Source organism: Pseudomonas sp. WJP1 (assembly GCF_028471945.1).
Taxonomy (GTDB): domain Bacteria; phylum Pseudomonadota; class Gammaproteobacteria; order Pseudomonadales; family Pseudomonadaceae; genus Aquipseudomonas.
The window spans coordinates 2,504,592-2,517,848 of sequence record NZ_CP110128.1; the positions used below are offsets into that span (position 1 = coordinate 2,504,592).

10 protein-coding genes are annotated in these 13,257 nt (G+C 61.1%); all 10 read left to right on the forward strand.

The features are described 5' to 3' along the window. Positions 1-63 precede the first annotated feature (63 nt). The 10 genes from OH720_RS11370 (at position 64) to OH720_RS11415 (ending at position 13,218) form a co-directional block, all read left to right on the forward strand. Positions 64-2,001, forward strand: coding sequence for a bifunctional 5-dehydro-2-deoxygluconokinase/5-dehydro-2-deoxyphosphogluconate aldolase (locus tag OH720_RS11370; protein ID WP_272605675.1), 1,938 nt, complete (start codon positions 64-66; stop codon positions 1,999-2,001). A gap of 159 nt (positions 2,002-2,160) precedes the next feature. Beyond that, positions 2,161-3,054 (forward strand): myo-inosose-2 dehydratase, encoded by an 894-nt coding sequence (gene iolE, locus OH720_RS11375; protein ID WP_272605676.1) that lies wholly within the window; start codon positions 2,161-2,163, stop codon positions 3,052-3,054. Then, the gene (gene iolB / locus OH720_RS11380; protein ID WP_272605677.1) at positions 3,051-3,860 is read left to right on the forward strand and encodes a 5-deoxy-glucuronate isomerase; all 810 of its coding nucleotides are present in this window, start codon (positions 3,051-3,053) and stop codon (positions 3,858-3,860) included. Before iolE ends, iolB begins: the two co-directional genes overlap by 4 nt. A 44-nt stretch (positions 3,861-3,904) precedes the next feature. Beyond that, positions 3,905-5,407 carry a CoA-acylating methylmalonate-semialdehyde dehydrogenase gene (locus OH720_RS11385; RefSeq protein WP_272605678.1) on the forward strand — a complete coding sequence of 501 codons (1,503 nt, stop codon included), beginning with the start codon at positions 3,905-3,907 and terminating at the stop codon, positions 5,405-5,407. A gap of 26 nt (positions 5,408-5,433) precedes the next feature. After that, positions 5,434-6,255 carry a TIM barrel protein gene (locus OH720_RS11390; RefSeq protein ID WP_272605679.1) on the forward strand — a complete coding sequence of 274 codons (822 nt, stop codon included), beginning with the start codon at positions 5,434-5,436 and terminating at the stop codon, positions 6,253-6,255. Positions 6,256-6,302: 47 nt separating this feature from the next. Beyond that, positions 6,303-8,234, forward strand: coding sequence for a 3D-(3,5/4)-trihydroxycyclohexane-1,2-dione acylhydrolase (decyclizing) (gene iolD, locus OH720_RS11395; protein WP_272605680.1), 1,932 nt, complete (start codon positions 6,303-6,305; stop codon positions 8,232-8,234). Positions 8,235-8,276: 42 nt separating this feature from the next. Beyond that, entirely contained in the window at positions 8,277-9,302 is a 1,026-nt protein-coding gene (locus OH720_RS11400) for a Gfo/Idh/MocA family protein (protein WP_272605681.1), read from the forward strand. Positions 9,303-9,447: 145 nt separating this feature from the next. Then, positions 9,448-10,497, forward strand: a complete 1,050-nt coding sequence (locus OH720_RS11405) for a Gfo/Idh/MocA family protein (RefSeq protein ID WP_272605682.1) — start codon at positions 9,448-9,450, stop codon at positions 10,495-10,497. 159 nt (positions 10,498-10,656) lie between these two features. After that, positions 10,657-11,583 carry a sugar ABC transporter substrate-binding protein gene (locus tag OH720_RS11410; protein ID WP_272605683.1) on the forward strand — a complete coding sequence of 309 codons (927 nt, stop codon included), beginning with the start codon at positions 10,657-10,659 and terminating at the stop codon, positions 11,581-11,583. Positions 11,584-11,652: 69 nt separating this feature from the next. Then, a complete protein-coding gene (locus tag OH720_RS11415; protein ID WP_272605684.1) occupies positions 11,653-13,218 on the forward strand; it encodes a sugar ABC transporter ATP-binding protein in 1,566 nt (521 codons plus the stop codon). The last annotated feature ends 39 nt before the right edge of the window (positions 13,219-13,257 follow it).

Genomic DNA, 13,257 nt, shown 5'->3' on the forward strand with positions numbered 1-13,257 from the left:
ACCAAGAGTGTTCGGCGCGGTCATCGCTTCGAGCGCAGGCTGATAAAAATAACAGGAGCCAGCATGGGCCAGACTCGTTTTGCCAGTGGGCGTCAATTGGATCTGATTTGCCTGGGGCGCCTAGGCGTCGACCTCTATGCGCAGCAAGTCGGGGCGCGGCTGGAGGATGTAAGCAGCTTTGCCAAGTACCTCGGCGGCTCGTCCGCCAACATCGCCTTCGGCACCGCGCGGTTGGGGCTCAAGTCGGCGATGCTGAGCCGGGTGGGGGACGACCATATGGGGCGCTTCCTCGTTGAATCCCTGACCCGTGAAGGCTGCGACGTCAGTGGCATCAAGGTCGACCCGGAACGCCTGACGGCGATGGTGCTGCTGGGTCTCAAGGACCGCGAAACCTTTCCCTTGGTGTTCTACCGCGAAAACTGCGCCGACATGGCGCTGCGGGCCGAAGACATCAGCGAAGCCTTCATCGCTTCCAGTAAAGCCCTGCTGATCACCGGTACCCATTTTTCCACCGATGGCGTGTACAAGGCGAGCATCCAGGCCCTGGACTATGCCCACAAGCACAACGTCAAACGGGTGCTGGACATCGACTACCGCCCGGTACTCTGGGGCCTGGCCGGCAAGGCGGACGGTGAAACCCGCTTCGTCGCCGACCAGAACGTCAGCCAGCATGTGCAGGAAATCCTCCCGCGTTTCGATCTCATTGTCGGCACCGAAGAAGAGTTTCTGATTGCCGGTGGTTCCGAAGACTTGCTCACGGCGCTGCGCAATGTCCGGCGAGTGAGCGACGCCACCCTGGTGGTCAAGCTCGGCCCGCAAGGCTGCACAGTGATTCATGGTGAGATCCCGGCCCGTCTCGAAGACGGTGCGATTTATCCCGGTGTGCGTGTGGAAGTGCTCAACGTGCTGGGGGCTGGCGACGCCTTCATGTCGGGCTTCCTCAGTGGCTGGCTGGAAGACGCCAGCGATGAGCGCTGCTGCCAGTTGGCCAATGCCTGCGGCGGTCTGGTGGTCTCGCGCCATGCCTGCGCCCCGGCGATGCCGACCCGGGCCGAACTCGATTACCTGTTCAACAGCCCGGTGCCGATTACCCGGCCGGATCAGGACGCGGTGTTGCAGCGCCTGCATCAGGTCAGCGTGCCGCGCAAGCAGTGGAAGCAGCTGTTCATCTTTGCTTTCGACCATCGCTGGCAACTGGTGGAACTGGCCCAGGCGGGTGGTCGTGACCTCAACGCCATCAGCGAACTCAAGCAACTGTTCATCCGGGCCGTGGAACGGGTCGAAGCCGATTTGCAAAAGCAAGGTATCGAGGCCGATGTCGGGCTGCTGGCCGATCAACGTTTCGGCCAGGACTCACTCAACGCCGCAACGGGTCGCGGCTGGTGGGTGGCGCGGCCGGTAGAAGTGCAGGGCTCGCGGCCATTGGCCTTCGAACATGGTCGCTCCATCGGCAGCAACCTGATCGCCTGGCCACAGGAACAAATCATCAAGTGCCTGGTGCAATTCCACCCGGACGACGAGCCCATGCTGCGCCTGGAGCAGGAAGCGCAGATCAAGGGTTTGTACCAGGCATCCCAGGTCAGCGGTCATGAGCTGCTGCTGGAAATCATCCCGCCCAAGGATCACCCCTCGACGCACCCGGACGTGTTGTATCGCGCCCTCAAGCGCCTCTACAACCTGGGTATCTACCCGGCGTGGTGGAAGATCGAAGCGCAAAGCGCCCAAGAGTGGAAGCAACTTGACGAACTGATCCAGGAGCGCGACCCGTATTGCCGAGGCGTGGTGCTGCTGGGCTTGAATGCCCCGGCATCGGCGTTGGCCGAAGGCTTTCAACAGGCCAGCCAGAGCCAGACCTGCCGCGGATTTGCCGTGGGGCGGACGATTTTCCAGGAGCCGAGTCGCGCGTGGTTGGCCGGGGAAATTGACGATGAGGCGCTGATTCAGCAGGTGCAGGGCACTTTTGTTGAATTGATCGATGCCTGGCGTACTGCCCGCGCTTGAGGAAACACCGCGCGATCCTGTGGGAGCGAGCCTGCTCGCGATAGCGGACTGACAGTCAACATTAACGTCGCCTGATACACCGCTATCGCGAGCAGGCTCGCTCCTACAGGGTTTTGTGTCGTTCTTAGTGATTTATGTAAAACAATAAAAGGTGCAGCCATGCCCGCTATTCGAATTGGCATTAACCCGATTTCCTGGAGCAACGACGACCTGCCGTCCCTCGGTGGCGAGACGCCATTGAGCACCGCCCTGAGCGAAGGCAAGGAAATCGGTTACGAAGGTTTTGAACTCAACGGCAAATTCCCCAAGGACGCCAAAGGCGTCGGCGACGTGTTGCGGCCCTATGATCTGGCGTTGGTATCGGGCTGGTACTCCAGTCGCCTGGCCCGCCGCTCGGTGGCCGAGGAAATCGACGCCATCGGCAGCCACGTCGAGCTGCTCGCCAGCAACGGTGCCAAGGTGCTGGTCTACGGAGAAGTCGCCGACTCGATCCAGGGTCAACGCATTCCACTGGTGGAGCGTCCGCGTTTCCACACTGAACAGGCCTGGCAGGAATACGCCGACAAGCTCACCGAGCTTGCGCGTTTCACCCTGTCCCGGGGCGTACGCCTGGCCTATCACCATCACATGGGGGCTTACGTCGAATCCCCGGCCGACATCGACAAACTGATGGCCTTGACCGGCAGCGAGGTCGGCCTGCTGTTCGATTCGGGCCATTGCTACATGGGCGGCGGCGAACCCTTGCAGGTGCTGCGCAAGCACATCGAGCGCATCTGCCACGTGCATTTCAAGGACGTGCGCAAACCGGTGGTGCAGATGGCGCGCAACAACCTGTGGAGCTTCCCGGACTGCATCATCAACGGCACCTTCACCGTGCCGGGGGATGGCGACATCGACTTCGCTGAACTGCTGGACGTGCTGCTGGCGGCCGATTACCACGGCTGGCTGGTGGTCGAGGCCGAGCAGGACCCGGCGGTGGCGCCGAGTTATGTCTACGCGAAAAAAGGCTACGACACCTTGCGCGCGCTGCTCGACGAGAGGACTGCACGATGAGCCTGCTGGTCAAAAGCAATGCCCGTGGCCGGACCATGGTCGAGTTGGGCAAAGGTGAGCTGCAATACGTCGGCTTCGCCGCCTACCGCTTGAGCCTCGGCGAGAGCCTGCCGGTCTCGGCCGGTGACAAGGAACTGTGCCTGGTGCTGCTCAGCGGCCGGGCCAGTATCAAGGGTGAAGCGCCGGTGCACGGTGCGTTCGACTGGGACAACCTTGGGGATCGCCAGTCGGTTTTCGAAGACAAATCCCCCTTCGCTGCGTACTTGCCGCCTGGCAGTCAGGCCCAGGTGGTGGCGTTGAGTGATGTGCAAATTGCCGTTTGCGCCGCGCCCGGTTCGATCACCGGTGATATCGGCCCACGCCTGATCAAACCTGAAGCCATGAAACGCAGTGTGCGCGGCAAGGGCGCCAACACCCGTTACGTCTGCGACATCCTGCCAGACACCGAGCCCGCCCATTCACTGCTGGTGGTTGAAGTGCGCACGCCGTCCGGACACTCCTCGAGCTATCCACCGCACAAGCACGACACCGACGACCTGCCGCACCAGAGCTTTCTCGAAGAAACCTATTACCACCAGATCAACCCGCCCCAGGGCTTCGTGTTCCAGCGGGTGTACACCGACGATCGCAGCATCGACCAGGCCATGGCCGTGGAAAACAGCGACCTGGTGGTCGTGCCCAAGGGTTATCACCCGGTCAGTGTGCCGTACGGCTACGAGTCGTATTACCTGAACGTGATGGCCGGCCCGAAACGCGTCTGGCAGTTCCACAACGATCCGCAGCACAGCTGGCTGCTGGATCTCTGAATTCCACCGTCTGAATTCCACTATCTGCAGGGAGAACAATAACGATGAGCGACGTCCAGGTTGTAGGCCACTACATCGACGGTCAAGTGCAAGACACCGGCAGTGAGCGGTTCAGCAATGTTTTCAACCCGGCCACCGGCAGCGTGCAGGCCCGGGTCGGGCTGGCCAGCGAGAAGACCGTGGACGAGGCAGTCGCATCGGCCCTCAAGGCATTCCCGGCCTGGTCCGAGCAATCGTCCCTGCGCCGTTCGCGGGTGATGTTCAAGTTCAAGGAGTTGCTCGACCGCCATCACGACGAACTGGCAGAAATCATCAGCCGCGAACACGGCAAGGTGTTTTCCGATGCCAAGGGCGAAGTTACCCGTGGCATCGAAATCGTCGAATACGCCTGCGGTGCGCCGAACCTGTTGAAAACCGAATTCAGCGACAACATCGGCGGTGGCATCGACAACTGGAACCTGCGCCAGCCCCTGGGCGTCTGCGCCGGGGTCACGCCGTTCAACTTCCCGGTGATGGTGCCGCTGTGGATGATCCCGCTGGCGCTGGTGACCGGTAACTGCTTCATTCTCAAGCCGTCCGAACGCGACCCGTCCGCCAGTTTGCTGATGGCGCGGTTGCTGACTGAAGCCGGTCTGCCGGATGGCGTGTTCAACGTGGTCCAGGGCGACAAGGCTGCGGTCGACGCGCTGCTGCAACACCCGGACATCGAAGCGATTTCCTTTGTCGGTTCGACGCCGATTGCCGAATACATCCACCAGCAGGCCACCTCCCGGGGCAAACGCGTGCAGGCCCTGGGCGGGGCGAAGAACCACATGATCGTCATGCCCGATGCGGATCTGGATCAAGCGGCGGATGCCCTGATCGGCGCGGCGTACGGTTCGGCCGGTGAGCGCTGCATGGCGATCTCGATTGCCGTGGCGGTCGGCGATGTCGGCGACCAGCTAATTGCCAAACTGCTGCCGCGCATCGATCAGCTCAAGGTCGGCAACGGCCTGCAGGGCGACACCGACATGGGGCCTTTGGTGACGGCCGAGCACAAGGCCAAGGTGGAAGGTTTCATTGACCAGGGTGTGGCCCAGGGCGCACAGCTGATTGTCGACGGTCGCCACTTCAAGGTGCCGGGGGCCGAGAATGGCTTCTTCGTCGGTGCGACGCTGTTCGACAAGGTCACGACCGAGATGAGCATCTACCAGCAAGAGATTTTCGGCCCGGTGCTGGGCATCGTGCGGGTACCGGATTTCGCCAGTGCCGTGGCGCTGATCAACGCCCATGAATTCGGCAACGGCGTGTCCTGCTTCACCAGCGACGGCGGCATTGCCCGCGCCTTCGCCCGCAGCATCAAGGTCGGCATGGTCGGCATCAACGTGCCGATTCCTGTGCCCATGGCCTGGCACTCGTTCGGTGGCTGGAAGCGCTCGCTGTTCGGCGACCACCATGCCTACGGCGAAGAAGGCATTCGCTTCTACAGCCGCTACAAAAGCGTGATGCAACGCTGGCCCGACAGCATCGCCAAGGGCCCTGAATTCAGCATGCCGACCGCCAAATAATTCGCTTATACGGAGAACAACAAAAAATGAGCAAACCCCTGCGTTTCGCCCTCAACCGTATGGTCGCACCCCGTTTGTCCCTGCCGGCGTTCATCGAGTTGGCGGTGACCCTCAAGGCCGACGCCATCGAGATCCGCAACGATCTCAAGGGCGTTGAAATCGAAGACGGCACCGCACCCGAACACGTGCGTCAATTGTGCGCGGCCAAGGGCATCACCGTGTTGTCGATCAACGCGCTGTATCCGTTCGATGTGTGGAATGACGAGCGCCGTGCACAGGCCCTGAAACTTGCCGCCTATGCCCGCGATTGTGGTGCGCAGGGTTTGGTCATGTGCCCGCTGAACGAGCGCACTGATCCACGTACCGAGGCGCAGCGTGCGTCCGGCCTGCGCACGGCGTTGAGTGAACTGGCGCCGATCCTGCGCGATCACGGCATCCTTGGCTTCATCGAGCCGCTGGGTTTCGAAGAGTGCTCGCTGCGGCGCAAACGCACGGCAGTGGATGCGATCAAGGCCATCGGCGGGCTGGATGTGTTCCGCCTGGTGCATGACACCTTCCACCACCATCTGGCCAGCGAACATGAGTTTTTCCCTGAGCTGACCGGGCTGGTGCACATCTCCGGGGTCGAGGATGCCGAGGCGCCGCTGGCGACCATTCGTGACGGCCATCGGGTGCTGGTGGGCGAGGGCGACATCCTCGGCAATGCGGCGCAGATCGATACCTTGCTCGGTAGCGGCTACAGCGGCTACCTGTCGTTCGAACCGTTTGCCGACAGCGTGCATGGGTTGGCGGATATCGAACGGGCGATCGGCGCGAGCATGGATCACCTGCAGAAATCCCTGGCCTGATGGAGATCCCCACAGGGACCGGATTGCATTCACAAAAAGGTGCAAGCATGACCACAACAAGACTGACCATGGCCCAGGCCCTGGTGAAATTCCTCGATAACCAGTACATCGAGGTCGATGGGGTCCAGAGCAAATTCGTCGCCGGGATCTTTACCATCTTCGGCCACGGCAACGTGCTGGGTCTGGGCCAGGCCCTGGATCAGGACAGTGGCGACCTGATCGTCCATCAGGGCCGCAATGAGCAAGGCATGGCCCATGCCGCCATCGGGTTCGCCAAGCAGCATCTGCGGCGCAAGATCTACGCCTGCACTTCATCCGTGGGGCCGGGCGCGGCGAACATGCTGACCGCTGCCGCCACCGCGACAGCTAACCGCATTCCCTTGCTGCTGCTGCCTGGCGATGTCTACGCCTGCCGCCAGCCCGACCCGGTGTTGCAGCAGATCGAGCAGTTCCATGACCTGAGCATCAGCACCAACGATGCATTCAAGGCGGTCAGTAAATACTGGGACCGCATCAACCGTCCCGAGCAGTTGATGACGGCAGCGATCCACGCCATGCGTGTGCTTACCGACCCTGCGGAAACCGGCGCCGTGACCCTGGCCCTGCCGCAGGACGTGCAGGCCGAGGCTTACGATTATCCCGATTATTTCCTGCAAAAACGCGTGCACCGCATCGAGCGTCGCCCAGCCACCGAAGCCATGCTCGGCGATGCACTGGCGTTGTTCAAGGGCAAGCGCAAGCCGCTGATCATCTGCGGTGGCGGAGTCAAGTATTCCGGGGCCAACGCCGCATTGCAGGCCTTTGCCGAGCGCTTCGACATTCCGTTCGCCGAAACCCAGGCCGGCAAGAGCGCGGTGGTCTCCAGCCATCCGCTTAATGTGGGTGGCATCGGCGAAACAGGTTGCCTGGCGGCGAACCTGCTGGCCAGGGACGCTGACCTGATCATCGGCATCGGCACCCGCTACAGCGACTTCACCACCGCGTCGAAGTCCTTGTTTGCACACCCCGGGGTGCAATTTCTCAACCTCAATATCAGCCCCTGCGACGCGCTGAAACTCGACGGCGTGCAATTGCTGGCGGACGCCAGAGCCGGTTTGCAGACATTGGGCGAAGCACTGGGGGATTATCGCTCGAGCTGGGGCGATCATCCCCGCCAGGCCAAGGCGCAACTGGATGAGGAAGTCGATCGCCTCTATCAGCTGCAATACCAGGCCAAGGATTTCGTCCCGGAAATCAACGACCACCTGGACCCGGCCGTCCTGCGTGAATTCATCGAGCTGACCGGTTCCTGCCTGACCCAGAGCCGTGTACTCGGCGTGCTCAACGAAACCCTGGCCGACGACGCCGTGATCGTCGCTGCAGCCGGGAGCCTGCCTGGCGACTTGCAGCGCAGTTGGCGCAGCAAGGGCGTGAACACCTATCACGTCGAGTACGGCTATTCCTGCATGGGTTACGAGGTCAACGCTGCGTTGGGCGTGAAACTCGCCGAGCCGGATCGTGAGGTCTATGCGCTGGTGGGCGACGGCTCCTACATGATGCTGCACTCGGAGCTGGCGACCTCGATTCAGGAGCGACGCAAGATCAACGTGGTGCTGCTCGACAACATGACCTTCGGCTGCATCAACAACTTGCAGATGGGCAACGGCATGGACAGCTTCGGCACCGAGTTCCGCTTCCGCAACCCGCAAACCGGCAAGCTCGATGGCGGCTTTGTACCGGTGGATTTCGCCATGAGCGCGGCGGCCTATGGCTGCAAGACGTACAAAGTGACCACCGTTGACGAGCTGCAGGCTGCACTGGCGGATGCGCGCTTGCAGACGGTGTCGACGCTGATCGATATCAAGGTTCTGCCCAAGACCATGATTCACGGCTACCTGTCCTGGTGGCGGGTCGGCGTGGCGCAGGTTTCCACCAGCGCCCGCACCGATGCGGTGGCCAAGACACTGAACGAACGACTGGCAAAGGCCCGTCAGTACTGATTGCCCCTGAAACCAACAACAAGTCTTCACAGGAGAATGTTCATGTCATTGCTCTCTAATTCACTGCGGATTGGCGTTATCGGCACCGGGGCCATCGGCCAGGACCATATCCGTCGTTGCAGCCAGACCCTGCTCAATAGCCAGGTCGTGGCGGTTACCGACATCAACTTGCAACAGGCGGCCAAGGTCGTTGCCGATTTGAAGCTGACCGCCGAGGTTTATCCCGACGGCCATGCGCTGATCAACGCACCGGAAGTCGAGGCGATCCTCGTGACCTCCTGGGGGCCGAGTCACGAGGAGTTCGTGCTGGCAGCGATTGCCGCCGGCAAGCCGGTGTTCTGCGAGAAACCGCTGGCGGTCACTGCACAAGGTTGCCGCAAGATCGTCGAAGCCGAAGTGGCCCACGGCAAGCGGCTGGTACAGGTCGGTTTCATGCGTCCGTACGACGAGGGTTATCGGGCACTCAAATCAGTGATCGACAGTGGCCAGATCGGTGAGCCGTTGATGCTGCATTGCGCCCACCGTAACCCGACCGTGGGCGAGAACTACAAGACCGACATGGCGATCACCGACACCCTGATCCATGAGCTGGACGTGTTGCGCTGGTTGCTCGACGACGACTACGTGTCGGTGCAGGTGGTGTTCCCGCGCAAGAGCAGCAAGGCGCTCGCGCATTTGAAAGACCCGCAGATCGTGCTGCTGGAAACCGCCAAGGGCACGCGCATCGATGTGGAAGTCTTCGTCAATTGCCAGTACGGCTACGACATCCAGTGCGAAGTGGTCGGGGAGACTGGCATCGCCAAACTGCCGGAGCCGTCCCAAGTTCAATTGCGCAGCGGGGCGAAGCTGTCCAACGCGATTCTGATGGACTGGAAGGATCGGTTCATCGCCGCGTATGACGTTGAGTTGCAGGCGTTCATCGATGGCGTGCGGGCCGGGCAGGTTGGCGGGCCTTCGGCGTGGGATGGCTTTGCGGCGGCGGTGGCGGCGGATGCCTGTATCGAAGCACAAAATAGCGGCCAGATCGTAAAAGTCGGCCTGCCAGACCGCCCACACTTCTACGGCTAACCACAACCCCCCCTGTGGGAGCGAGCCTGCTCGCGAATGCGATCAGACCGTCACATGAATGTTGGATGCAAAGCCGCCATCGCGAGCAGGCTCGCTCCCACAAGGGCCGTCAAGGGTTCACATAACAATAAGAAGGAGTTGATTCATGCGCATCGGACTTGTCGGATACGGCCATGGCGGCCGATTTTTCCATGCTCCACTGATCAGCAGCTTGCCGGGTGCAACCTTCGTCGGTGTGGTGACCCGTTCAACGGAGCGGCGCCAGTTGCTGGCGGCAGAACACCCTGGCGTGCCGGCCTTCGACAGCATCGGCCAACTGGTCGAAGTCGGGGTTGATGTACTGGTGGTGTCCACGCCGCTCAAAGGGCGTCCGGCGCTGGTGCTCGACGCCATTGAACACAATGTGGCGGTGGTCAGCGACAAGCCGTTCGCCGCCGACGCGCAGCAGGCGCAAACCCTGATCACCATGGCTGAACGTCAGGGCGTGCAACTGAGCGTCTACCAGAACCGGCGCTGGGACTCGGACTTTCTCACCGTGCGCAAACTCATCGAGTCCGGTGCGCTGGGCCAGGTTAGCCGTTTCGAGTCACGGATCGAGCGCTATTCACCACAGTCGGTGAACAACGGCAGCGGCGGTGGTTGGCTGCGCGACCTGGGCAGTCATCTGGTGGATCAGGCGCTGCTGCTGTTCGGCCCCGTCACCCGGGTTTATGCCGAACTGGAGTACCTGGAAAAAGGCCAGGCTTTCGACAACGGTTTCTTCATGTCCCTGACCCATGCCAACGGCGTGATCTCGCATTTGGGCGGTAGTTGCCTGCAAAACACACCTGGCCCGCGTTTTCGCGTGACCGGCACCCAGGGCTGCTACAGCGTCGACGGCCTGGACGGGCAGGAGGCGTCGGCTCTCGCCGGGCTCACACCGAAATCCGAAGGCGAGCGCTGGGGCGTGGAAGAGCACCGACGCTGGGGCTGGTTCGAACAGGGCGAAGTGCGCGAAAGAATTTCCTCCGAGCGTGGTTGTTGGAATCAGTTCTATTTACAGCTACAAAGCGCGTTGCAGAGCGGTGGCCCACTGCCGGTGGACGCCCGTGATGCACTGGCGACCACCCGCGTGCTAGACGCTGCGCGGCTGAGTTCCGAGCGCCATCAGCTGGTGCAACTAAGCCCCTTCGAAAGTCATCGAACAAAATCATAATAAAATTCTAAAATCTGTTGATATGGAAAATATTTTCCAATAAAGTCATTTCCAGCGAACTGCCTCGCACCCGGCCCCAACTCTTTTCCCGCTTGTCCGCTTACTGAAATCGTCACGCCTTATCCATAAAACCAACAAAAATGTGGAGAAAGACCTTTCATGAAGACCAAGATCCGTTTCGCCTCACTCGCCTTGTCCCTGATGTTCGCCAGCGGCGCTGCATTCGCTGACATGAAGATCGGCGTCAGCATGTCGCAGTTCGATGACACCTGGCTGACCTACCTGCGTGAGTCCATGGACACAAAAGCCAAGTCCTATCCCGATGGCGTCAAGCTGCAGTTCGAAGACGCCCGCAGCGACGTGGTCAAGCAACTGAGCCAGGTCGAAAGCTTCATCAGCCAGAAAGTCGATGCCATCGTGGTCAATCCGGTGGATACGGCCGCGACCAAAAAAATCACTGAAGCTGCCGTGAAGGCGGGCATCCCGCTGGTCTATGTCAACCGTCGTCCCGATGACCTGAACCTGCCCAAAGGCGTGGTCACTGTCGCCTCCAACGACCTGGAGGCCGGGCAGATGCAAATGCAATACCTGGCCGACAAAATGGGCGGCAAGGGCGACATCGTGATCCTGCTGGGCGACCTGGCGAACAACTCCACCACCAACCGCACCAAGGGCGTCAAGGAGGTGCTGGCCAAGTACCCGAACATCAAGATCGAGCAAGAGCAAACCGGCATCTGGTCGAGGGACAAGGGCATGACCCTGGTCAATGACTGGCTGACCCAGGGCCGCAAGTTCGACGCGGTCGTCTCCAACAACGACGAGATGGCCATTGGTGCCGCAATGGCCCTGCAACAGGCCGGCGTGGAAAAGGGCAGCATCCTGATCGCCGGTGTCGACGGTACGCCTGACGGATTGAACGCGGTGAAGAAGGGGGCTCTGGTGGTGTCGGTGTTCCAGGACGCCAAGGGCCAGGCGGACGGTTCGATCGAAACGGCAGTGAAAATGGCCAAAAACGAAGCGGTAGAGCCGGCCGTCTGGGTGCCGTATCGCTTGATCACGCTGCAAAACGTTGACCAGTTCAAATAGTCCGTCCGTTCAATAACAACAATAAACACGCAAGGTGGCACCGCGACCTTGCTGATGGAGTACCTGATCATGTTCGCTTCAGCGACTGCTTCGAGCACCCCGTTGATGGGTGTGCAGCCAACCGCAACACCTGTCGATGAGCCGTACCTGTTGGAGATCGTCAACGTCAGCAAGGGTTTCCCCGGTGTGGTGGCCTTGTCCGACGTACAACTGCGGGTACGCCCCGGTTCCGTGTTGGCCCTGATGGGCGAGAATGGCGCGGGCAAATCCACCTTGATGAAAATCATCGCCGGCATCTACCAGCCCGACGCTGGCGAACTGCGCCTGCGGGGCAAGCCGGTGGTCTTCGAAACGCCCCTGGCGGCGCTGCAGGCCGGGATTGCGATGATCCACCAGGAACTCAACCTGATGCCGCACATGAGCATCGCCGAGAACATCTGGATTGGTCGTGAGCAGCTCAACGGTTTCCACATGATCGACCACCGGGAAATGCACCGCTGCACGGCGAAGTTGTTGGAGCGCCTGCGCATCAACCTTGATCCAGAGGAACAGGTCGGCAACCTTAGCATCGCCGAACGGCAGATGGTCGAGATCGCCAAGGCAGTGTCCTACGATTCCGACATCCTTATCATGGACGAACCGACTTCGGCCATCACCGACAAGGAGGTCGCCCACCTGTTTTCGATCATTGCCGACCTCAAGAGCCAGGGCAAAGGCATCATCTACATCACCCACAAAATGAATGAAGTGTTCAGCATCGCCGACGAAGTGGCAGTGTTCCGCGACGGCGCCTACATCGGCCTGCAACGCGCCGACAGCATGGACGGCGACAGCCTGATTTCGATGATGGTCGGGCGTGAACTGAACCAGTTGTTCCCGCTGCGCGAGACGCCGATCGGCGATCTGTTGCTGTCGGTGCGCGATCTCAAGCTCGACGGCATTTTCAAGGACGTGTCCTTCGATCTGCACGCCGGCGAGATCCTCGGCATTGCCGGGTTGATGGGCTCGGGGCGGACCAACGTCGCCGAGGCGATCTTTGGCATCACCCCGAGCGACAGCGGCGAGATTCGCCTCGACGGAGAAGTGGTGCGCATTACCGATCCGCACATGGCCATCGAGAAGGGCTTCGCCCTGTTGACCGAGGATCGCAAACTCAGCGGCCTGTTCCCGTGCCTGTCGGTGCTGGAGAACATGGAGATGGCGGTGCTGCCACATTACGCCGGCCACGGTTTCATCCAGCAAAAAGCCCTGCGCGCCCTGTGCGAAGACATGTGCAAGAAGCTGCGGGTGAAAACCCCGTCGCTCGAGCAATGCATCGACACGCTGTCCGGCGGTAACCAGCAGAAGGCCTTGCTGGCGCGCTGGCTGATGACCAATCCGCGAATCCTGATTCTCGACGAGCCGACCCGCGGCATCGATGTCGGTGCCAAGGCCGAGATCTACCGGCTTATCTCCTACCTCGCCAGCGAAGGCATGGCGGTGATCATGATTTCCTCGGAGCTGCCGGAAGTGCTCGGCATGAGCGATCGGGTCATGGTCATGCACGAGGGCGACCTGATGGGCACCCTCGACCGCAGCGAAGCGACCCAGGAACGAGTGATGCAACTGGCCTCGGGCATGTCCGCGGTTCACTAATGGATGCCGGCGCTGGCGCGGCCAGCGTCGACGATGCGA